The 22,994-nt window shown below is 66.4% G+C and carries 19 protein-coding genes; 10 read left to right on the top strand and 9 right to left on the bottom strand.

Features of this window, described 5'->3' with window-relative positions:
• Positions 1–95 precede the first annotated feature (95 nt).
• Positions 96–1,637: an APC family permease gene (locus ABH923_RS16120; RefSeq protein ID WP_370056400.1), complete on the top strand. Its 1,542-nt coding sequence runs from the start codon at positions 96–98 to the stop codon at positions 1,635–1,637.
• 61 nt (positions 1,638–1,698) lie between these two features.
• Here the strand turns inward: ABH923_RS16120 and alr are convergent, their stop codons facing one another.
• The 9 genes from alr to ABH923_RS16075 form a co-directional block, all read right to left on the bottom strand.
• Positions 1,699–2,847: an alanine racemase gene (alr, locus tag ABH923_RS16115; protein ID WP_370056399.1), complete on the bottom strand. Its 1,149-nt coding sequence runs from the start codon at positions 2,845–2,847 to the stop codon at positions 1,699–1,701.
• Complete coding sequence (gene ald / locus ABH923_RS16110; protein ID WP_370056398.1) at positions 2,844–3,959, bottom strand: alanine dehydrogenase; 1,116 nt, start codon at positions 3,957–3,959, stop codon at positions 2,844–2,846. Before ald ends, alr begins: the two co-directional genes overlap by 4 nt.
• Positions 3,960–4,006: 47 nt before the next feature.
• A complete protein-coding gene (locus ABH923_RS16105) occupies positions 4,007–4,315 on the bottom strand; it encodes a hypothetical protein (RefSeq protein ID WP_370056397.1) in 309 nt (102 codons plus the stop codon).
• A gap of 316 nt (positions 4,316–4,631) precedes the next feature.
• A complete protein-coding gene (locus ABH923_RS16100; protein ID WP_370056396.1) occupies positions 4,632–4,808 on the bottom strand; it encodes a hypothetical protein in 177 nt (58 codons plus the stop codon).
• Positions 4,805–6,073, bottom strand: a complete 1,269-nt coding sequence (locus ABH923_RS16095; protein ID WP_370056395.1) for a Glu/Leu/Phe/Val dehydrogenase — start codon at positions 6,071–6,073, stop codon at positions 4,805–4,807. Before ABH923_RS16095 ends, ABH923_RS16100 begins: the two co-directional genes overlap by 4 nt.
• Complete coding sequence (gene tkt, locus ABH923_RS16090; protein WP_370056394.1) at positions 6,070–8,133, bottom strand: transketolase; 2,064 nt, start codon at positions 8,131–8,133, stop codon at positions 6,070–6,072. Before tkt ends, ABH923_RS16095 begins: the two co-directional genes overlap by 4 nt.
• Complete coding sequence (locus tag ABH923_RS16085) at positions 8,130–9,341, bottom strand: glycerate kinase (RefSeq protein ID WP_370056393.1); 1,212 nt, start codon at positions 9,339–9,341, stop codon at positions 8,130–8,132. The genes tkt and ABH923_RS16085 overlap by 4 nt, the downstream gene beginning before the upstream one ends.
• Positions 9,328–10,245, bottom strand: coding sequence for a 2-hydroxy-3-oxopropionate reductase (locus tag ABH923_RS16080; protein WP_370056392.1), 918 nt, complete (start codon positions 10,243–10,245; stop codon positions 9,328–9,330). The genes ABH923_RS16085 and ABH923_RS16080 overlap by 14 nt, the downstream gene beginning before the upstream one ends.
• A complete protein-coding gene (locus ABH923_RS16075) occupies positions 10,242–11,378 on the bottom strand; it encodes a hydroxypyruvate isomerase family protein (protein ID WP_370056391.1) in 1,137 nt (378 codons plus the stop codon). Before ABH923_RS16075 ends, ABH923_RS16080 begins: the two co-directional genes overlap by 4 nt.
• Here ABH923_RS16075 and ABH923_RS16070 point away from each other — a divergent pair.
• From ABH923_RS16070 to ABH923_RS16030, 9 genes are all read left to right on the top strand, one after another.
• Positions 11,272–12,195: a LysR family transcriptional regulator gene (locus ABH923_RS16070; protein WP_370057380.1), complete on the top strand. Its 924-nt coding sequence runs from the start codon at positions 11,272–11,274 to the stop codon at positions 12,193–12,195. The two genes, ABH923_RS16075 and ABH923_RS16070, sit on opposite strands and share 107 nt — an antisense overlap.
• Before the next feature lie 125 nt (positions 12,196–12,320).
• On the top strand, positions 12,321–13,883 hold the full coding sequence (locus tag ABH923_RS16065) for an APC family permease (protein WP_370056390.1): 1,563 nt from the start codon (positions 12,321–12,323) through the stop codon (positions 13,881–13,883).
• A gap of 18 nt (positions 13,884–13,901) precedes the next feature.
• Entirely contained in the window at positions 13,902–14,888 is a 987-nt protein-coding gene (locus ABH923_RS16060) for a hypothetical protein (protein WP_370056389.1), read from the top strand.
• A 23-nt stretch (positions 14,889–14,911) separates the two neighbouring features.
• Positions 14,912–15,922 (top strand): aldo/keto reductase, encoded by a 1,011-nt coding sequence (locus tag ABH923_RS16055; RefSeq protein ID WP_370056388.1) that lies wholly within the window; start codon positions 14,912–14,914, stop codon positions 15,920–15,922.
• Positions 15,919–16,788, top strand: coding sequence for an amidohydrolase (locus ABH923_RS16050; RefSeq protein WP_370056387.1), 870 nt, complete (start codon positions 15,919–15,921; stop codon positions 16,786–16,788). The genes ABH923_RS16055 and ABH923_RS16050 overlap by 4 nt, the downstream gene beginning before the upstream one ends.
• A 13-nt stretch (positions 16,789–16,801) precedes the next feature.
• A complete protein-coding gene (locus ABH923_RS16045; RefSeq protein WP_370056386.1) occupies positions 16,802–18,079 on the top strand; it encodes an aspartate aminotransferase family protein in 1,278 nt (425 codons plus the stop codon).
• 18 nt (positions 18,080–18,097) lie between these two features.
• Positions 18,098–18,715, top strand: a complete 618-nt coding sequence (locus ABH923_RS16040) for a DUF1349 domain-containing protein (RefSeq protein WP_370056385.1) — start codon at positions 18,098–18,100, stop codon at positions 18,713–18,715.
• Between the two features lie 415 nt (positions 18,716–19,130).
• Positions 19,131–19,985 (top strand): ArdC family protein, encoded by an 855-nt coding sequence (locus ABH923_RS16035; RefSeq protein ID WP_370056384.1) that lies wholly within the window; start codon positions 19,131–19,133, stop codon positions 19,983–19,985.
• A 286-nt stretch (positions 19,986–20,271) separates the two neighbouring features.
• The gene (locus ABH923_RS16030) at positions 20,272–22,992 is read left to right on the top strand and encodes an AAA family ATPase (RefSeq protein ID WP_370056383.1); all 2,721 of its coding nucleotides are present in this window, start codon (positions 20,272–20,274) and stop codon (positions 22,990–22,992) included.
• Positions 22,993–22,994 lie beyond the last annotated feature (2 nt).

The following is a 22,994-nucleotide window of genomic DNA, read 5'->3' as shown; positions in this document are numbered from 1 at the left end:
CCGAACTTCCACTCGGCGCGCATCCTCGCTTCACTTACTGGAACGAACCCGCGGATCGTCCCCCACTCGGCCAGCAAGGAAGCTAGGAGTAGCTCATGGTCAACTCGACCACCCCCGAAGAAGAATCACTCACACCGCCCCCTCGGGTCGTTGGTGAGGACGAGGACGCCCGCCTCGAAGAGTTCGGCTACAAGCAGAAGCTCGACCGTTCTGTCGGCAAGATCGCATCGTTCGCGATCGGGTTCTCGACGATCAGCGCGACCACCGCAGTCTTCACCGGCTTCGCCGCCGGCTACCTCAATGCAGGCTCACCATTCATCTGGACCTTGTTCCTCGCGATTCCGGTATTCCTGCTGTGGACGCTAATCGCGGCCGACGTCGCCGCGAAGATCCCGCTCGCCGGCTACGCCTACCAGTGGACGAGTCGCCTCAACGGCTCGACGTTCGGCTGGTTCACCGGGTACGCCGCGCTGATCGGCTGGGTGAGCGGGATGACGAGCCTCGGCTACATCTTCGCCGGCTATCTCGGAAGCGTCTTCGGCTGGACGCTCACGCAACCCCAGCAGATCTTCATCGCCATTGCCGTCGTCGCGGTGTGCGTGCTGATCAACGCCTACCGGGTCAGGCTCGCGACGTTCATCAACAACATCGGCGTAGGTCTTGAGATCGTCGTCACCGTGGGCGTCACGCTGACGATCGGCATTCTGCTGATCGTCGTGCCCGACAACGCCCAACCGTTCTCGTCGCTCTTCATCGGCAAGAGCCCCGACCAGACGACGCCTTACATCCTGGCCTGGCTCTCCGCATCGCTCGGCCCGTTCTTCGGGCTCGTCGGCGTCGAGGCGGTCGCCGACGTCGCGGAGGAGACGAAGAACGCCCGGCGTGTGATCCCCCGCACGATGTTCTACGCTTTCGCCGCCTCGTGCGTCATCGAGTTCCTGATGTATCTGGTCTACGTGCTGGCAATCAAGGACCCGTCGGTGCTCGCCAACTCGCCCGCACCGATCGAGGAGATCATCCAGCAGCAGCTCGGGCCCGTGTTCGCCCGGATCGTGGTCGCGCTCGCCCTCACAAACATCCTGGTGTGCCTGCTCGCCAACGTCCTGGTCGGGACGCGATTGCTCTACTCCCTGTCGCGTGACAACATGATGCCGTTCTCGCGGGCACTGCGACACGTCGCACCCAAGCGGAAGACGCCATCGACTGCCGTGATCACCCTCGGCGTAGTGTCGATCCTCCTGCTTCTCTCCGCTCTCATCAGCGTGCAGGCGTTCAACTACTTCCTCGGGATCGCGACCCTCGCGTTCTTCACCACCTACGTCCTGCAGACGCTCGGGCTCCTGATTGCCGCCATCCGCCATCGCATCCCCGCGCCGGAGCCGGGAACCTTCGATCTCGGTCGCGCGCGCGTCCCACTGCTGATCATCAGCCTGGTCGTCTTCCTGGCGGTCGAGTTCGCGCTCATCTTCCTGCCGGCTTTCGCCGGCAACGGATACGTATTTGGCGGGATCGTCGCCCTCGCGGCCCTGTGGTGGGTGTTCGCCCTCCGCCGCCGACTGAGGACCGGCCAGGCTGGTCCGAACTTCGCCCGAAACCACCCCGACGAGGTCGGCCCAGCAACGTCCGACATCGGCTAGCGAGAGACCGCTCACCGGCGGGGGCTGCGTTTCACGCGGCCCCCGCCGGCTTTTCCCGCTACTAGTGCCGGTCTGCCACGAACAGTCGCGGCACCCGCGGTCCGATGCGCGTGACGATTTCGTAGTTGATCGTTCCGGCCGCGCGCGCCCAGTCGTCGGCGGTGGTCCCTCCGGCGCCGAACAATTCGACGACGTCGCCCACCCGGGGCCGATCGTTGATGTCGAGGCTCGCGCGACTCAGGTCGACGACGAGCTGGTCCATCGCGATGCGGCCGATCACTGGGAATTCGCGTCCGCCGATGGTGACGCTGGCGCTCCGGGAGCGGCGCGGAACACCGTCGGCGTAACCCAGCGGGACGAGACCGACAGTGACGGCACGTTCGGCGACGTAGTCGTAGCCGTACGAGTCGCCGTGACCCGGCGGAAGGGTCTTGATGTGGCTCAGCCTCGTGCGCACGCTCATGGCAGGTCGGAGCCCGGCGATCCCGTCGGCGAATGGGCCGAGGCCGTAGAGCCCGATACCGACCCTGACCAGGTCGAAATGCAGATCCGGGCGGCTGAGCGTGGCAGCGGTATTGGCGACATGGCGGAGCGCAGGCGAGACGCCGGCGGCGGCGAGATCGTCGATCGCGGCAAGGAACGCGTCGCGCCGCGCGTCTGTCTCGGCCCCTCTCGACGGATTGTCGGCCACCGCCAGGTGCGTCATTACCCCGTCGACGACAACTGACCCGTCTTCCTGCAGGGACGCCAGTCGCGCAACGAGCTCATCGAGCCCACCGGGGCCGGCCCCGTTGCGACCCAGTCCAGTGTCGACCTTCACGTGTAGTCGCGCGGCCGTCCCCGATTCGCGAGCTGCGGCAGCGATCTGCTCGAGCTCCGGCCCGGACACCGCCAGAGCGACGCCTTGCTCTATAGCCGTCGCGAACGCCGACGCCGGCGTGTGCAGCCAGGCCAGGATAGGCGCACTGATGCCAGCCTCGCGCAGCGCGATCGCCTCGGAGATGTGGGCAACGCCGAGCCAAGTGGCGCCTCCTCGGACAGCCGCGCGCGCGGTCTCAACGGCTCCGTGTCCGTAGCCGTCGGCCTTGACGACCGCCATCACCTGGGCCGAGCGGGCGAGCTCGACAAATCGCCGAGCGTTCTCCTCGATGGCCAGCGTGTCGATCACCGCGGCGCGCTCGACGCCCGCCGGCAAGCCGGGTGCCGTCATGCGGCCAGTTCGAGAGCGTCGGCCGATAGGAGACCGAAGGCGGCCGCGACACCCTCGTTGGCGACCTGGCCGGCATGGGTGTTGAGTCCCCTGGCCAGGGCTCCGTCCACCTGCACCGCCTTCCGCCAGCCCAGCTCCGCCAGCTTCAACGCGTAGGGCAGCGTTGCGTTTGTCAGCGCCCTAGTGGAGGTCTCCGGAACTGCTCCGGGCATGTTCGCCACGCAGTAGTAGAGCGAGTCGTGCACGGTGAAGGTGGGTTCGTCGTGCGTGGTCGGGCGGCTGCCCTCGAAGCACCCACCCTGATCAATGGCGATGTCGACCAGCACCGAACCCGGCCGCATGTCGGCGACCATCGCGTCGGTGACGAGCTTCGGCGCAGCCGCGCCGGGGATGAGGACGGAACCGATGACCAGATCGGCCTCGCGGAGCTGCGAGGCGATTTCCAGCCTGCTCGAGTGGCGGGTCTGGATGCTGTTGCCGAACAGGGCTTCGAGCTGCCGGAGCCTCGGCAGGGAGACGTCGATGACGGTGACGTCTGCGCCCAGCCCGACGGCGTTGCGCGCTGCGTGCTCGCCCGCGACTCCGCCGCCGATGACGACGACCTTCGCCCGGCGCGTGCCGGGAACGCCGCCGAGAAGCGTGCCGCGACCGCCGGCGGGACCCAGCAGGTGGTACGCGCCCATCGGGATGGACAGGCGGCCCGCCACCTCGCTCATGGGTGCCAGGAGCGGCAGACTGCGATCCGGGAGCGGCACCGTCTCATACGCGATGGCGGTCGTGCCCGCGGCAAGCAACGCGTCCGTGCACGGCTTCGACGCCGCCAGGTGCAGATAGGTGAACAACACCTGGTCGTCGCGCATGCGCCCGTATTCGACCTCGATCGGCTCCTTGACCTTCAGCAGAAGGTCGCCCCGCTCCCACACCTCGTCCGCTGTATCCACGATCCGGGCGCCGGCCAGCCGGAACGCGTCATCGCTGATCCGGGAGCCGGTCCCAGCCCCGGCCTGAATGAAGACGTCGTGTCCGCGTCCGACGAGCGCGTCGACTCCTTCCGGCGTGATCGCCACTCGCTGTTCGTTGTTCTTGATCTCCGCGGGGATTCCGACGCGCATGATCACGTGCCTTTCGTGTTAGTGGTGCTGATAGGGGGAGGTGCCTGTCACCGAATGTCGTCGTCGAATGCTCCCTCGGCCGGGAAGAGCGTCATCCCGCCGCGGCCCTCGATGCGGACGTTCGCGCCGCGGTCGTTGCGTACGAAGTGCATTCGCTCGCCGAGCAGCCCAGAGGCGGCGCCGATGTACTGGAGCTCGTCCGGCGCTGTCACCACCACGCGGCTGGCCGATCCGAACGGCGACGCGGCGCCGCGATGGCTGATCGTTAGGAGCTTGCCGCCGAGTGCGGCGACGTCTGTAATGCCCCATTCGGTGGCGAATCGGCCGACAAAGGGCGCCATCTCGGCCGCGGTCAACTCGGCCAGGGGCTCGTCGGCGATGCCCGGGACGATGCCAGGGCCGGACTCGGACCGCGGGTCTTGACCGGCGATCTCGAGCAGTTCGAGGCGTCTTCGCGAGCTCTATCGAAGCCGCGAGCCATCAGGAAGATGGCGGTCACCAGCAGGAAGAGCGCAGCGACGAACTGCAGGAGGCGCCGGATGAGGAAGCGAGTCTCAGCAGAGGATGAGACGGCAGAACCACAGGCGATGCTCGCGACCTTCAACACGCTGCTTCAAGCAGCAACTTAGCGATGAACGCGCTGGGGCGCTTCGTGCGATTGCACCGATCGCCTCAGCCCGATCGTGCTCCTGCCACGAATACGGCCAGCATCCAAGCGACGGCTATCGCACCGACCGCGGCAGCCGCGAACCGCAGCACCGGCGGCTCTGCCGCCCACAGGACGAAACCGCAGACCAGGATCAGGGTGCCGGCGCCTACCAGGTGGAACCACCGCGCCGTGGGAGTCACGGGTAGAGCCCTCTTGCCCGGTGCGCCTCAGCAACACGCTCGACGGCGATCGCGGTGGCGGCACGTCGAAGGTCGCGTCCGTTCGCCGCCGCGGACCCAGCCACGAGGTCCCAGGTCTGCACCATTCGATCCCGAAGTCGGCGCTGCACCAGTGACTCGCCCCACGGGTAGCCTTGGAACGCCTGGGCCCATTCGAAGTACGAGACCAACACACCGCCGGCGTTCGCGAGGATGTCCGGCACAACGAGCACGCCCTTGGACTCCAGGATCCGATCGGCCTCCGGAGTGGTGGGCCCGTTGGCGCCCTCCACGACGATCCTCGCATTGACGCCTGGCGCATTCGCACCGGTCAGCACGCCCTCCACAGCCGCGGGCACGAGAAGGTCGACGTCGAGCAGCAGCAGTTCCTCCCCGCTGAGCGGGGTCGTCTCCGGTGCGCCGACCACGGAACCGGTACGGCCGACGTGGGCCGCGAGCGAAACGGGGTCGATCCCGCGGTCGTTGTGGACGGCGCCGTACTGATCGGAGACGGCGACGACCTTGACGTCGGCCTCCGCGAGGTAGTTCACCACCCCGGCCCCGACCTTTCCGTATCCCTGCACGGCCGCCGTCGCGCCTGCGGGTTCGACGGCGAACCGCTTGAGCGCCTCGAGGGCGATGTGCACCACCCCGCGCGAGGTCGCCCCCGGGCGCCCGAGGGAGCCGCCGAGGCTCAGCGGCTTGCCGGTGACGACGCCGGGGATGGTGTGCCCCTTGTTCACGGAGTAGGTATCCATCATCCACGCCATCGTCCGTTCATCGGTTCCGATGTCGGGAGCGGGAATGTCCTGCTCCGGCCCGATCAGCGGGCTGATCTCGCTCGTGTAGCGGCGGGTGAGACGCTCCAGTTCCCGGGTGCTGTACGCACGCGGGTCGATTGCGATCCCGCCCTTGCCGCCTCCGTACGGTACATCCAGCAAAGCGCACTTCCAGGTCATCCACATGGCGAGGGCACGCACTTCGTCCAGCGTCACCGAGGGGTGGTATCTGAGACCGCCCTTCGCCGGACCGCGAGAGAGATTGTGCTGGACCCGGTAGCCGGTGAACACCTCGAGGGTGTCGTCGTCGCGTCGCAGCGGGACGCTGACGATGAGCTCGCGTCGTGCATTCTCGAGCATGTCGGTGGTTCCCGGGTCGAACCCGAGGTACCCGGCCGCCTCCCGGAGCTGCTGTCGGGCGGCGTCGAGTGCCGACCACTCGGTAGTTGCGAGGACATCCAGAGTCATGATAGCTGCCCCTTCGCTTCAGCAACGATGTTTTCCGTCGTGAACCCGAAGAACCGTTGCACGTCCGCGGCCGGGGCGGAGCGGCCGAACGACCGCATCGCGATGATGGCACCATTCGTCCCCGCGTAGCGCTCCCACCCGAAAGCGGCGGCCTGTTCCACGACGACGCGTGCGGTGATCTCCGGCGGGAGCACTTCCGCGCGATACTCCTCCGGCTGTCGTTCGAACAGCGCCCACGACGGCATCGAGACAACGCGGGCTCTTACACCCTCCGCCGAAAGCTGCTCCCACGCGTCGAGCGCACGGCTCACCTCCGACCCTGTGGCGATGATAATGACGTCGGGTAGGACGCCATCCGAGGGGTCGGCGAGGATGTACGCGCCCCGCGCCAGTCCGGAGGCCGCTCCGAATCGTGACCGGTCGATGACCGGAAGATCCTGCTTCGCCAGGACGAGGGCGACCGGTGAGCGATCGACGGCCAGAATGACGCGCCACGCTTCGACGACCTCGTTCGCGTCCGCTGGACGGATGTCGATGAGGTTCGGCATCGCGCGAAGCGACGCGAGCTGCTCGACCGGCTGATGGGTCGGGCCATCCTCGCCCATCCCGATCGAGTCGTGGGTGAGGATGTGCACCACCGGGAGCTCCATGAGCGCGCCCAGTCGGATCGGTCCGCGCTGGAAGTCGGAGAACACGAGGAATCCCGCTTGAAACGGCCGCAGCCCACACAGAGCCAGGCCGTTGGCGATCGCAGCCGCCGCTGACTCGCGGACACCGAAGTGCAGATTCCGACCACCTCGGTCGGTCGCGCTGAAGTGACCGGCGTCCCCCGTGAGGAGCGTCTTAGTCGACGGCGCCAAGTCGGACGCGCCGCCGATGAGCCACGGCACCGCGCGCGCCACTGCGTTGAGGACTTCAGCGTTCGCCGCACGGCCAGCAAGAGGCCCGTGCTCGACCGTGAACGACGGAAGTTCGTGATCCCAGTCCACAGGCAGGTTCTGCGCCTCCAGCCGGTCGAGTTCGGCGGAGAGGACGGGGAAAGCCTGGCGGTAGCTCTCGCGCAGGTTGTCCCAGGCGTGGCGCAGTCGGTGACCGCGATCGCCGATGCCCTCAGCGAAGGCCTCGTATGCTTCCGCAGGCACGAGGAACTCGGCGTCCTCCGGCCATCCGTAGTGGCGCTTTGCGGCACGTGCTTCTGCTTCGCCCAGCGGCTCGCTGTGCGCCGCGGCGGTCCCCTGCTTGGTTGGCGCGCCATACCCGATGACGCTGTGCACGACAATGAGGGTCGGACGCGCGTTTGTCTTGAACCGCTCGAGAGCTCGCGCGAGGGATTCGCGGTCGTTGGCATCCGCCACGAACTCGACGACCCATCCGTATGCCCGGAACCGCGCGGCGACATCCTCGGTGAATGCCAGCTCGGTATCGCCTTCGATGGTCACCTGGTTGCTGTCGTAGATCCAGCAGAGGTTGTCCAGCTCGAGATGCCCGGCCAAGCCGGCGGCCTCCTGACCGATTCCCTCCATGAGGTCGCCGTCTCCCGCTATCGCGTAGACGTCGTAGTCGAAGAGTCGATAGCCCGGACGGTTGAATCGCTCCGCCTTCCACTTGCCGGCGATCGCCATACCGACGCTCGTGGCGATTCCTGTACCCAGGGGGCCGGTGGTCACCTCGATGGCGCCGTCGATCTCGCGCTCCGGGTGACCTGCGCACCTGCTTCCCAGTTGCCGGAAACTCCTGATGTCATCCAGCTCGATCGCTAGCCGGGATCCGTCCGCATCCTTGACCCGGGACAAATGGAGGAGCGAATAGAGCAGCATCGACGCGTGGCCAGCCGAGAGCACGAACCTGTCGCGGTTCGCCCACGTCGGCGAATCGACGTCGTATCGGAGCGCCCGGTTCCACAGGGTGAAGCCCACGGGCGCCAGTGCCATCGCTGCCCCAGGATGGCCGGAGTGAGCTCGCGCGATGGCGTCGATCGTCAGGGTCCTCACCGTGTTGACGGCGATCTCCTCCGGATCCGCCGCGCGTACCTCGACGGAGGTTCGTTCCGTTGTCGTCATCTGAGTTCCGTCCTTTCGACCCCGAGCGAGGCCATCAGTTGAGTCGTGAGCCCGGTGAGTTGAGACGTCGGCTGCGATGCCACTAGACCGGGCAGATAGTCGCGTGCGATGTCATCGCCCACGCGTTCGAGAAGGGCCGGCGCATTACGGATCGATACGTCCGGGTCCGGTTCGCGGTCGGCCAGCGAGTAGATAGTGCTGAACCCTGCGGCGTGCCCTGCGCGAGAGTCGAGTTCGGAGAATCCGGTCGCGATGACGACGGGTACTCCATGTTTGGCTGCTGTGCAGGCAACACCGGCGGGAGCCTTGCCCGAGAGAGTCTGACGGTCCAGCTTCCCTTCGCCGGTGACGACAAGCTTCGCCTGCGGAAGCAGCTCGGGAAGGCCGACGAACTCGCTGATGAGCTGGAACCCGGAGCGTCGCTGCGCGCCGAGCAGCGACAACGCGGCGAACCCGACGCCGCCGGCTGCCCCCGCTCCCGGTGCCTCGGCCTGGCTGCCGCCGACTGCCGCCGCCCACGCGCGCAGCCCGGCCTCGAGGACTCCGACGCCCGCCGGGTCGGCGCCCTTCTGCGGGGCGAAGACCTCAGCTGCGCCGTCGCGGCCGAGCAGCGGGTTGGTGACGTCCGCGGCGAGAAGCACTTGGGTTTCTGCGATCCGCGCATCCAGCGCCGACGTATCGACGGCACGAGCGTCGCGAAGGTACTCGGTGCCCTCCGGCAGCTCCTGACCTTGCTCGTCGGTTATGCGTAGACCGAGTGCGCGCATCATTCCGGCGCCACCATCGGTGCTGGCGCTCCCGCCGACGGCCAGCACGATGTTGCGGAACCCGAGATCGAGGACCTCACGGACGGCTTCCCCGACGGGTCGCGAGGTTGCGCGAAGCGCGTCCCGTTCCTCGGCAGGAGTGAGTTCCAGACCGCAGAGCTCGGCCAGCTCGATCACCGCGACGCGGCCGCGCGTGGCAACAGCCGGACGCCGACCGTCGCGGCGCGAACCGACGGTCGTTTGCAGTTCGACGCGCGCGAATCCGGCTGCGCACAGGGCGTCGACGGTTCCCTCTCCGCCGTCCGCGATGGGGCGCTCGACGACGGTGGCGAAAGGCGCGGTGCGGCGGATCCCACGGCCGAGGCACGCCGCTGCCTCCCGCGCCGTCACGCTCCCGCGGAACTTGTCCGGCGCGACGACGACGAGATCACCGATCGGCACGGCCAGACATCCTTTCGACGAGCCGGAACAGGGCTGAGTGGTCGAGACCGCCGTCACCTTCGGCGTTCGCCGTGGCCATCAGCTGTCCGAGGACTGCGCCGAGCGGTGTCGCGGTGCGGGCGCTGCGCGCCGCGCCGAGGTAGATGCCGAGATCCTTGTCGTGCAGGGCGATCCGGAAGCCCGGTTCGAATCGGCGCTCGATCATCGACGTGCCCTTGCGTGCCAGGACGGTGCTCCCGGCGAGGCCGCCGCTGAGCACGGCGAGCGCGGCCGTCGTGTCGACCTCCTGGGCTTCGAGGAAGACGAGGGCCTCCGCGACGAGTTCGATGTTGCCGGCGACAATGAGCTGGTTGGCCGCCTTCACGGTTTGACCAGAACCGGACGGACCCACGTGGACGAGGGTCTTTCCGATCGACTGGAAGATCGGCGCGACCCGAGCTACTGTCGCCTCATCGCCGCCGATCATGATCGAGAGGGCCGCGTCGATCGCGCCCTGCTCGCCGCCGCTGACGGGAGCGTCGAGCGCGGCGCAGCCCCGCTCCGCAGCACGCTCTGCGACCAGTCGCGACACGCTCGGCTCGATGGTACTCATGTCGACGACGACGGTCCCCGGCGTCACGAGGTCGAGCACGCCGCCGTCGGCGAGTAGCACCTCGCTGACATCGGGCGAGTCCGGCAGCATCGTGATTACGACGTCTGCGCCGTCGACGGCGTCCGCAACGTCGGACGCGCGGTATCCGCCCAGGGCGACCAGCTCATCCGCGCGGGAGGAGGTGCGGTTGTACCCGCGGACGCGATAGCCGGCCTTCCTCAGGTTGGCCGCCATCGGGCGCCCCATGACGCCGAGCCCGATGAAGGCGATCGTGGTCGCCTCCGCGGATAAGGGGTTGGTGTGATCGGTCATCGATTGTCCATTTCCGTTTCGCGCACGGGGAGAGCGAGGATCCCCGCCAGTTCTGTGTTGTCCGCCAGGTAGGCGATCCCAGCGGAAGTCGCGCCCGCGGGCAGGTACTCCAGCCCGACGCCGCCGGCGTAGCCGAGCGAGACCAGGAGCGAGAGCAGGTCGGCGATGCGGATCGACCCGGTTCCGGGTTCATGCCGTCCGGGTGCGTCCGCAATCTGCACGTGTCCGATGACGCTGATGTGGTCACGGAGGGCGGTCGGCACGTCATCGCCGTTGACGAACAGGTGGTAGAGGTCGGCCAGGAGCTCGACATTTGGCAGCCCGACAGAGTCGATCACCGACCGCGCCTGCGCCGCTGTCTTGAGCGGGTAAGCGTCGACGCCGCTGACCGGCTCCACGAGAACGGCCGCGTCGATCGACGACACCGTCACCGCCGCCCGGTGCAGGGCGATCGATGCCGTCTCGTCCTGGTCTCGCGCAGTGAGACCCTCCTGCCGGTTCCCGTACAAGGCGTTGAACTTCTCGACGCCGAGCCGGCGGCCGATGTCGGTGGCCACGCCCACGCCGTCGAGGAACTCGTTGAGTCGCGCCGGCACCGACAGGATGCCGCGCTCGCCCGCCTTCATGTCTCCGGCGAAGAAGTTCAGCGCGCGCAGCGACACTCCCGCTTCCTCAATGCTGTCCACGAAGGCCTCCACCTGGGCATCCGGCGGAACGGCAGCGTCAAAAGGCCACCAGCTCTCGACCGCACGGAAACCGTCATCGGCGGCGGCCTGCGCGCGCTCAAGAAAGGGAAGCTCCGGGTACAGGATCGAGATGTTCGCCTGCGCGTGAAGCCGGGAGACTGTCTGCATGAGCCACTCCGATAGTTTGCGGGTTCGGTTCGTCCACGATCCGGATCGTCCCGGAACGGTCGGGCCAAACGTATGAGGCGGACGAGCGCAGGACAATAACGGATCACCCGGGTTACTATTCGCAATACGCGAATTGTTGGCAAAGGAGTCAGTGAGCATGCCGCAGCCGAACATCACTCTCAGGCAGATCCAGACCTTTCTGACAGTCGCCGAGCTGCGGAGCTTCTCCGGCGCGGCGGAACGGCTCCGCGTGTCAAACCCGTGGGTGAGCGAGACCATCCGGGAGCTTGAGACCCAGCTCGGAGCGAAGCTACTGTCGCGCACCACCCGCTCCGTCGACGTGACCGATGCGGGACGCCTGTTCGCCCACCTGGCCGGTCAGGCCGTCGCGGACCTCGACGCTGCCGTCAAAGCCGTGCGACGGGCGTCCGATCCCACGCGCGGGGCGCTCCAGCTCGGCTACACGATCGGCGCCGGGCTGGAGGTCGTGCCCTGGCTGCTGCGATCGTTCGCCCAGCGGCACCCGCACCGCCACTTGACGACCCTCGAGTTCGACTTCACCGATCCGTCCGCCGGCCTCCGGGACTCCAAGGTGCATGCCGCGATCGTGCGGCCCCCGATCGGCCTGACCGGGCTGACCACCCTGGATCTGTGGTCCGAGCAGCGGATCGCCTGCCTCCCGGAGGGCCACCCCCTGGCAGCGCGAGCCGAACTGCACGTCCGCGACCTGCTGGACGAGCCGATCATCGCCGCCCCGGAGGCACCGGGCCCCTGGCGCGACTACTGGCTGCTTTCCGAGTACCGGTCCAAGCCGGCGACCGTCGTCGGCGAGGCCAGTACCCGGGACGGCGAACTGCATCTCGTCGGTCGCGGTGTCGGCATCAGCGTGTCGTCGGAGAGCACGGCCCGCTGGTACTCGCGGCCCGGCGTCGTGTTCCGGCCCATCGTCGATGTCTCGCCCTGCCGGGTGGTCCTCGCCTGGTGGCCAGAGCACACCGCCCTCGTCGCCGACCTCGTCGATGTAGCCAACGACTTCGCGGCGAAGAGCGTGAAGGAATCGGATCCGCAGCAGAACTTCTTCATCGGAGGCGAATAACGAATATTCGGTTAGTCCGAATAATCGCGGGCCTTGTTCGTCATTGTCTCTTCGGTGAAATCTCCATAAATTCGTGCCCAGCGTGAGGCGGTGTTGCCTCCCACAAGCATGAGAAGGGCATGACAATGACCACGGACTCAAGCAATCCCCCGACCGGCGCCGGCTCCAAGCCGGCGCTGCGAAGAAGCCTGAAGACCTGGGCGGCGGTATCACTGTCGATCGCTGCGATGGGCGCCAGCCTCGCCATCAACCTGAACCCACAGGGCGCCGGCGCGACCGTCGGCCGCGCGGTCCCGCTGACGTTCGTCCTGGCCACCGCCGGCGTGCTGCTGGTTGCATACGGCTTCGCTCGCGTCTGCAGCAGGCTCAGCCACGCCGGTTCCGTCTTCGGCCTCACTGGCGCGACGATCGGCCCGCGTGCTGGGGTGGTTGCCGGCTGGACCCTGCTTGGGGCATATCTCTCGTTCATCGTCACGACAGCGATGACGGCCGGAATCTTCGGCGCCGATCTCTTGCGCGTGCTGGGCCTCTACAACAAGACCCCCGACATCGTCCCGTGGCTGCTTGCGATCGTGACCGTGATCATCGCCCTGGCCCTCGGCCTCTCACCGATCAAGCAGTCGGCCAAGGTGCTTCTCTGGATCGAGATCGTAACTCTCGCGCTCATCGTCATCATCATGGCGGTCATCGTCGTCCGCGTCGCGACGGTCGGAGGACCGACGGGCCAGAAGTTCACCCTCGACATGTTCACAGTCCCTCAGGGCGTCGCGCCGTCCGACCTCTTCCTCGGAGTCGTCTTCGGCTTCCTCTCGTTCGCCGGCTTCGAAGCTTCGGCGGCGCTCGGTGAGGAGGCCGAGAATCCGAAGAAGGCCATCCCCCGCGCCGTCTTCGCCGTCCCGCTCTTCGGTGGCCTGTTCTACATCATCGGCACGGCGGTCCAGATGCTTGGATTCGGCACTGACAAGGCGGGGGTTACGGCCTTCTCGGGCTCGGCCTCGCTCTTCGGCGACCTCGGTCAGCAGTACATCGGTCCCTGGGTCGGCGGAGTCGTCACCCTCGGAACCGCCGTCTCCGCGGTCGGCTGCTGCCTCGCGACCGCCGTCGCCGCCGCACGACTCCTGTTCGCTATGAACCGCGGCCTGGTCGGCGATCGTGGGCTCAGCCACCTCTCGAAGCGATCGGGAGCACCGACATCCGCCACCTATGTGGTCTGCGCCATCGCCGTGGTCGTAATCATCGGCACCCGCCTGTTCTTCACCACGAAGGCGTTCGACCTGTTTGCGGCATCTGGCACAATCGGCACGCTCGTCCTGCTGGTGGCCTACGCGTTGTTCTCTGTCGGCGCCTGGTATTTCCTCGTGATCCGCAGCCCCAAGCTGCACGGGCTCAAGGCCGCTCCACTCGACTACGTCCTCCCGGTGCTGGGAGTCGCGCTGATCGCTTACACGATGTTCCGCAACCTCGTCCCGTGGCCCACCACCGGCGCAGGCCAGGCGAACGTCTACATCGCCGGGATCTGGACGCTCATCGTGCTGGCGGTCATCGTCATCCGACCCGCTGTCGCACGGCGCGTGGCCGCCTCGCTGCGCGCCGACGACGGTCTGATCATCGAGCGTGTCGCCGAAGCAGTCGAAACCGGCAGCGACGCTCCGGCTGGCGCCGAGAAGCCGTCACCCCAGACCCTCTGAACGAAAGGAGTCGCCACGATGACTAGGGCAGCCACCGTCGACGACCGATGGACGTATAACGGCCTCCGCAGTATCCGACTCGAGAACCAGCACATCTCACTGGACGTCCTTCCCGAGCGCGGCGGCAACATCTACCGAGTCATCGACAAGGCACGCGACCTCGACCTCCTCTGGAAGTCAGCGCGCGTCCTGCCTCACATCGCGGCAATCCACTCGGACTTCGACGACCACTGGGCGGGCGGATGGGATGACGCCTTCCCAGGAGGTCGCGCAGCGCCGAACCGCTACGGCGACCGCCTCCCGTACATGGGCGAGGTCTGGACAGCGAACGCCAGCTACACCATCCAGCGCGGCGACGGGTTCTGCTCGGTGACGACCGTCGTGACTACTCCGGTGACCCCGGCCGAGCTCACGCGGACTATCACGCTGAGAGATGAAGGGACGACGTTCACGATGGCTTACCGGCTCCGCAACATCGGGTTCCTGCCGTTCGACTACAACTGGGGGATCCACCCGAGCCTGTCGATCCGGCCCGGGATGCGGTTCGACATCCCCGCAACGCACGGCCTCGTCGACGAGAGCGACGACGGGTTCCTCGGCCGGCCGGGACAGCAGTACCACTGGCCGTTCGTCGACGGTTTCGACCTGAGGAACGCCGAGTTCTCCGACCGCCACTCGTTCGCCCTGCACTACCTGACCGGGCTCACGGACGGCTGGGTCGCCGCCACGGACGTGCCCGACCGGCGCGGGTTCGGACTGCGCTTCGACCGCGAGCTCTTCCCGGTCGTGTGGTTCTGCCTCGTCTATGGCGGCTGGCGTGGCTACTACCAGGCGCTGATCGAACCGTGGACCGGCTACCCGAGCCCGCTCGACGAGGCCGTGGCAGCAGGCCGCGCCCGCATCCTGCTGCCGGGCGAAGAGCAGACCACCGAAGTATCCGCACATCTCTACGACGGCGTCTCCTCCGTGAGCGCCCTTCTCCCGGACGGAACAGCACTGCAGTGAACGACGTAACGAGGACGCAACGAATGAAGCACGACCAGATCCGCACACTCGGCCGCACCGACGTGGAGGTGACCGCCCTGGGCTTCGGCGCCACCGCCATCGCCGGGATGTACACCGAGGTGACCGACGAACAGGCCGCCGGTGCTGTCGCCGCCGCGTGGGATGCCGGCATCCGGTTCTACGACACAGCCCCGCAGTACGGTCGCGGCAATGGCGAGGCTCGGCTGGGGCGCGGCCTGGCGGGACACGACCGGGACTCGTTCACCCTCTCGAGCAAGGTCGGCCGGCTGCTGCGCGCCGATGCTCCGCCGAACCCTGACGACTTCGACCCCGAGGGGCGACCCTACGACGCGGGCGCACCCGATGTCGCGACCGTTTACGACTACAGCCGCGACGGCATCCTGCGGGCGTTCGAGGAGACGATGGACCGGCTCGGAGTGGACAGGCTCGACATCGTTCACGTGCACGATCCCGACGACTACCTCGACGAGGCGCTCGACACCGCGTTCCCGACCCTCATCGAGCTCCGCGATCAGGGCGTGGTGCGGGCGATCGGCGCCGGGATGAACCAGACGGCGGCCCTCGAGCGGATCGCCCGCGAGTCCGACCCGGACGCCCTGCTCCTCGCCGGGCGATACACCCTCCTGGAGCAGACGGCTCTGGACACCTTCTTCCCGCTCTGCGCCGAGCGAGGGATCGCCGTCATCGCCGGCGGGGTCTTCAACAGCGGCCTCCTCGCCGACCCGTCCCCCGCCGCGCACTACAACTACGACCGCGCTCCCCGGGCGCTCGTCGACCGTGCGCTCGAGCTCGCGGCGATCTGCGCCGCGCACGGCGTCCCGCTCAAAGCGGCGGCGCTCCAACTTCCCGCGGCGCACCCCGTCGTAGCGGCCGTCCTGACGGGAGCCCGCTCGGCCCAGGAGGTTCGCGAGAACGTCGAGTTCTTCGACCTCGAGATCCCGAAGGCGCTGTGGACCGATCTGAAGAGCCTCGGCTTCCTCGCCGACAACGCGCCGGAACCGGCGGCGGAATGAACCGGCGGACCGTCATTGACTCTCACCATCACCTCTGGGACTCGAGCGAGGGGGACTATCCGTGGATGGTCGGCGATTTCGCCGCCCTGCACGGCGTCCACGACATGGCCGAGCTGGCCCCGCTCCTCCGGAGCAACGAGGTGGAAGCCACCGTCGCCGTACAGGCGCGTGGCGACATCGAGGAGTCGCTCGAGCTTCTCCGGGCGGCCTCGGCCCACCCGGAGATCGCCGGTGTCGTCGGGTGGGTCGACCTGACCGCCCCCGCCGTCGGTGAGCAGCTCGCAACCCTGCGGTCTGCCCCTGGCGGCGACCACCTGGTGGGGGTCCGGCACGGGGCCGCCGACGAGACGGACCCCGACTGGCTGCGCCGCGACGACGTCATCCGCGGGCTCCGGATCGTCAGCGACGCCGGCCTGACATTCGACCTCGAGGTCACGCGACGCGAGCTCGCGGCTGCGATCACGGTGGCCGACCGGATCCCCGAACTGCCGATGGTCGTCGATCACCTCGCCAAACCCAGTCTGCGGGAGGGAGTGAAACAGGGCTGGGCCGACGGAATGACAGCCATCGCTGACCGACCCAACGTCATGGCGAAGGTCTCCGGACTGGTCACCGAGGCGCACTGGGACCGCTGGACCGTCGGCGACCTCCAGTCCGCCGTCGACGTCGCCCTCGAGGCATTCGGACCGACCCGGCTGATGTTCGGCTCCGACTGGCCGGTGTGCGAACTTGCGGCGCCCTACGACGTTGTCCTCGCCTCGACCGAAGCGACCATCGCCGCACTCTCCCTCACCGAGCAAGCCAAAATCCTGTCCGAGAACGCTCGAACGTTCTACGGGCTGTCGACAAACGTCACACGCAACTGAGAAAGGCAGACCGATGACCGAAACAACCACGATCCAGGAGGAACTGCAGGCTCGCGCCCTGCGCGCGCTCGCAGGCGGCGTCTCCAGCAACACGCGCCTGCTCAATCCTCATCTCATCGTCGATCGTGCAGAGGGCGCGCGTCTTTGGGATGTCGACGGCACGGAGTACATCGACTACCTCCTCGGCCAGGGCCCCAACTTCCTCGGTTACGCGCCGCCTCGCGTCGTGGAGAAGCTTGCCGCGGCTCAGAAGGATGGCATCATCTACGCGGCCACCCACCGACGCGAGATCGAAGCAGCCGAGCGGGTCCTCTCGATCCTGAGTTGGGCCGAGACGATGCGATTCGGGAGCTCCTCCAGCGAGATGGTGCAGGCCGCCATGCGGATCGCGCGCCAGGCGACGGGCCGGCGGTACATCGTGAGGTTCCACGGTCATTATCACGGCTGGTTCGACAACATCCAGATCCAGTCGGTGGACGGCGTGGCCGGGCCCGGCAGCCTTGGACAGGTGCCCGACGCGCTCGACCCGACGATCACCATCTCCTGGAACGACCCCGCCGCATTCCAGAAGCTCATCCAGGAGCGCGGCGACGAGATCGCCGGGGTCATCATGGAGCCGATGATGCTCAACGCGGGCGCGATCGAGCCACGTCCCGGCTACCTCGAGACCGTGCGTGAGCTGACTGCGAAGCACGGGATCGTCCTGATCTTCGACGAGACGATCTCCGGCTTCCGCGTCGGACTCGGCGGCGCCGCGGAGCGGTTCGGGGTGTTCCCTGACCTCGCCGTGTACGGAAAGGCGATGGCCGCGGGATGGCCGTGTGCCGCGCTCGTCGGCAAGCGGGACCTCTTCACCGAGGTCGCGACCGGTCGCTTGACGCACGCCGGGACGTTCAATGGGAACGTTGTCGCTACGACGGCCGTGCTCGCGTCGCTCGACGAGCTCGAGGACAGGTCTGCCTACAGCCGGATCGAGCAGGTGGGATCGGAGCTCATGCGGGGGCTCGGCGAACTCGCGTCCCAGCACGGGCTGCCGCTGAAGATCCAGGGCCTTCCGATGGCGTTCCACCTTCGGTTCGACGAGGAGAACGACGTCGTCACGAGTTACGACCAGATCCTGGCGCTCGACGCGTCACGGTACAGTGCATTCGCCCGGCGTCTGATCGAAAGCGGCGTATGGGTCGCATACCGCGGGATCTGGTATGTGTCCGCTGCGCACACCTCGTTCGACGTGGACGAGACGCTGCAGCGGATCGAGCCGGTGGTGGCCGCGGCCGCCCAAAACCTCTGAGCCACGAAGGACGAACTGATGACAGAAACCAACGCTCCCGCCACGCTCGTGCGTGACATCCCTTGGAATCAGGGCAATTGGCGAAACGCTCCGGTCTCCGTGGCGGAGACGCCCGCTGGCAGCCTTCGCGTCGAGGCGGTGCAGGGCAGCGACGCGTGGCAGAAGACGTCGTACGGGTTCGAGCGGGACTCCGAGCACGGCCTGCTCCGACCGTTCGATATCGACACGGCTGTAGAAGTGGAGTTCGTGGCAGACATGTCGCAGCAGTTTGATCAGGCCGGTGTGATCGTGCGAGTGGACGAAGACCACTGGGTGAAGGCCGGAACGGAATACGCCGACGGTGTCCTCCGTCTATCGACCGTCGTCACGGACGAGTTCTCCGACTGGTCCACGGCGCCGGTTCCCGGGTGGCAGAACAAGAAGGTCACGATTCGGGCGAGTTGGGCTTCCGGGGCACTCTCTATCCGCGCCAAGGCCGACCGCGAGGAATTCGAACTCATTAGACTCGCGCCGTGGTCGCCTCACGAAGACGCCGTGGTCGTGGCCGGACCCTACCTCTGCGCGCCTGAACGCGCAGGCTTCATAGCCGAATTCACGAAATGGCAGGTCGGGCCGCGCGACTCGTCTCTGCACTAGCCGCACCTCAATCGGAGATGGTCCGTCCTGTGGGCGGGCCATCTTCGGGAAGGCTGAACCGAGAATCGCATCCATAACCAGACATATCGCCGGCCAACAAGTGGCCGTCCACACACGTGGTCCTCGCGAGCCACAATCAACGCCACGTACCGGAATCGATAACGTTCGCCACGGTGTGGCGATAGTCGTCGGCTATTCGGCGAGCTCGTGCGCACTTTTTGCCGGCCCACTTTCCGATCCGGCGGCTGATCATAGCGAGCGGAACCAACTCCGTTCCCTTCACGCGCTATTTGCAGACTTCACTCGCTTCGCTCCCTGCGCTTAGCAGCCGCTCCCTCCGGGCACTGCGTTGCCTCCGCCCGCTCTCGATCTCTGTGCCGGAACGGCAAGAAGAACGATCAGGGAGGTAGGGATCATGAGCGGGAAGGTCATCACCCGGAGCGCAGCGGAACGTCAGGCTGAGGCGGAGGCACTGCACGCGTCGATCGTGGAGCAAGTGCAGCGGCTCGCCGACAGCGGCCAGTGGCGGGTCTTCCTGGAGTTCGCCCGCTCCTTCCACAACTACAGCCTGAACAACCTTCTGCTGATCCTCGCTCAGAACCCGAAAGCGACGATGGTCGCCGGGTTTCGGCAGTGGCAGGCGAGGGGACGACAGGTGAGGCGAGGCGAGAACGCGATCAAGATTTTCGGCTTTCGGGAGAAGAAGACCGACCGTGACGACGAGGACGATGAAGCCACCGAAGGCGGCGAGCGCATTATTCGCTACTTCCCGACGCTCTCGGTCTTCGACATCGCCCAGACGGACCCGATCGAAGGGGCCGAGGCGCTCCCCGAGGATCCGACCCGACGGTTGACCGGCAATGACGACCATGGCGTCATCGCCCCTTTGACTGCGGATCTCGAGGCGCGTGGGTGGAGAATCCACTGCGCACCTCTCGGTAGTGCAAGCGGGTACACCGACCCGGGGGCGCACAAAGTGACCCTGGCAAAGGACCTCGCCCCCGAGCAGGCTGCGAAGACCCTCATTCACGAGACTGCGCATATCGAGTTGCGCCACATCGACGACCTCGACCAGTACCGGATCCACCGGGGCCGGATGGAAGTCGAAGCAGAATCTGTCGCGTTTATCGTCGCTGGCCTGAACGGCTTCGACACTAGCGCCTACAGCATCGGCTACATCACCGGATGGGCGGATGAGGACGTCACGGTCATTCGAGACACCGCAGCGCGTGTACTGAAAACGGCCCGCTCCATCGCGGAGATCATCTAACATCACGAGTAGCGATCCGGTGACGCCCAAGACCCCGACCCAAGTGGGTCGGGGTCTTTTTGACGAACGGCAGCTGAGATACCCGAGCGAAGAACAAAGAAGGGAACGTGAGATAGAGAAGGAGACAACGATCAGAGGAAGGAAAGGAGAGCAAATAGAGAGAAGCGACGAAGGAGGAAGCAGAAGCGGATAAATGAAAGCGACAAGGCGAATGCACGTAGGCACTCTTCGAGATGTGCGCGCCAAAATGAGCGCGCAACCGGAACGTGTAAGTGTGAGAGGTGGAGTGGCGCGCTGGAAGCGCGGGCAGGCAGCCCAAGGGGTCAAGCAGGCCGTCCACTACGCCTTCGGCGGAGTTTGCGACGCGACCCTGACGGCTAAGACCGCCGACGGCGCGCTGGCTGCGGCCGGGTACGCGGACGCGGTGATGACCCGGTACATCGTCGAGAACGGCGCCATCCGCGACGACCTGCTCACTCGCTCACAGTTGAAGGATTGGGTGGACGGCATCGACCCGTTCACCGGTGAGCGACGGGGCCGGGATCTGGAGTCTCCGGTTGCGGATCTGATTCTGGATGCGACGATCAACGCACCGAAGTCGTTCTCGATCGCGGCAATGCTGGACCCGGAATTGGCGGCAGCGTACGAGGATCTGCAGGACAGGTTGCGGGACCGGATCATCAAGCTGTGGCAGACCGAGCTCAACGCCCGCCGCGGCAAGCAGGGAGCCATCCGAGAGGACCTCGCCCGCATCGAGGTCGTCGAGCTGCGGCATGAACGGTCGCGTTCGCTGGACCCCCACAAGCACCGCCACCTCTGGCTGAACGTCAAGGTCCAGGGCGTCGACGGGAAGTGGTCGAACGTGGACACCCGGGTCGCCCTGCGGTTCCAAAACGTCGTGAATGCGGAGGGCGATCTGGCGTCGCGGACAGACCCGGCTTGGGTCGCGGCACTGGCCGCGAAGGGCTTCACTCTGAATTCGGATGGTGAGATCGCGCAGCTGCAGCACTTGGTACGGCGGCTGTCGAAGCGGTCCGCACAGATCGAAGCGAATAAGGCGAATCATCTCCGTCACTGGCGGGAGCAACACCCCGGGGAGGAACCTTCGTCGACCGTCCTGACCCAGATCGATCAGTGGGCGTGGTCGGCAGGCCGGCCGAACAAGCCCGGACAGCTGAACGAAGATGAGTGGTCATCCATTGTGACAGCGGAGATCCTCCATGCTGATCCGGAGGCAGCGCAACCCCGCACCGCTATCGGAGCACGAACGCTGGCCGTCGAGGACCTCGACGTCGAGCTCCTCGCGGCGAAGGCGATCGTGGACGCAGATAGTCGGTCAACCGGCACCGGTGGTCGATTCAGCGACATGGACGTCCGGGCGGGGGCGATTCGAGCGATCTCTTTGTCTGGCGTGATGGAAGACCGGACTCAGCTCGCGGAAGCAATCGACGAAGTGTGCTCGCTCGCCATCAGGACTCACACGGTTACTCTCCTTTCGGACCCGGACATTCCGCCGCACATCAAGCGACGCATGGCGACCTCGACGGCCACGCTGAAGGCCACTGTCGCGCAGCGGACAGAGTCGCTCGCCGTCCCCGGCGAAGTGCTTTCGGCACCCGAAATAATGGCGATTGCTAAGGCGATCGAACCGGATCGAACTTTGGATGAGGACCAGATGAAGGGGGCCTCATCCATCGCGGGAACGGACAGAATTGTCGCCATCGCCGGAGCGGCTGGCACGGGAAAGACGACCATGCTTAAGGTCGCCGGCGCGGCCCTACGCCGCCGAGGCCGCAACATGATCATCGTGGCGCCGACGAAGAAGGCCTCCGCAGTGGCGGGTCGCGAAACCGAGAGCGCGTCGTCGTCGCTTCACCAACTCCTGCACGATTACGGGTGGCGATGGAACAGCAGCCCTGCGGGTGCAGTCGAATGGTCCTGTCTAAGAATCGGTGATGGCGACCCGGTGACCGGAGTCGAGTACGCTGGCCCGCGAATCGGCATTCGACCGGGCGATCGCATCGTTGTGGACGAAGCGGGAATGCTCGATCTCGAAGCAGCAAACGCGCTTCTTGACGTCGCTAACCGAACTGGCGCATCGGTGGCGGTCGTTGGAGATCCACACCAAGCGCTCCCGGTCGGACATTCCGGCGCGATGGCGCTCTTCTGGCGTCGCTCTAGTCGCCAGGTCGAGCTTTTGACGATCCACCGGTTCAAGGATCCCTCGTGGTCAGACATCAGCCTTAGGCTCCGCAGTCCTGGAAGCGAAGACGCAGGCGATGTCGCCGATGAGCTGCTCCGCACCGGTCACGTCATCCTTACGAACAATGATGGCGAGGCGCGCGATGCGATGGCACGCGCCTGGTTCGACGCCAGGCGTGATGGCAAGTCCGTAGCACTTGTCACGGCGACGCACGCTGAGGCGCAAACGCTCAGTGAGAGCATCCAGGCGCGGAGGATCGCAAAAGGGTCCGTTGACACTCGGCAGGCTGTATCAGGTCAGGGTGGGCAGCCGATATTCGTTGGTGACGTCGTGCAAACCCGCCGAAACGACAGCACAACGGATGTTCAGAACCGCCAAAACTGGTTAGTGCGGAAGATCACTTCTGAGCATCTAATGCTCGCGTCGGCTAACGATTCGCTGGATCTCCGAAAGGTCTCGCTCGAGTATGCCGAATCGCATCTTCATTTGGCGTACGCGACGACCGTATACGGCGTCCAAGGCGAGACGACAGATGTGTCACTTGTCGGTCCTGGCGTTGACGCAGCTGGACTGTACGTCGGGTTAACACGAGGCAAGGACAATAACAAGGCCGTCGTTGTGGCTCCGTCCGAGGCGACCGCTCGCGCTCAACTGGTGGAGGCAATGCAACGGCATCCGGTGGAAGAGACCATCGAGAAGTCGCGTGCCGCTGCTCAAATCGAGCTAGCTCGCGCGGCCCAAAACCTGACAGGTCTTACCGGGCCGGCACATCCGGTGCCCGAGTCCGCGCCGAGTATCAGCTGACT

It is taken from the genome of Leifsonia sp. EB41, assembly GCF_041262565.1.
GTDB lineage: Bacteria > Actinomycetota > Actinomycetes > Actinomycetales > Microbacteriaceae > Leifsonia.
This window is presented reverse-complemented; position numbering and strand designations above follow the sequence as displayed.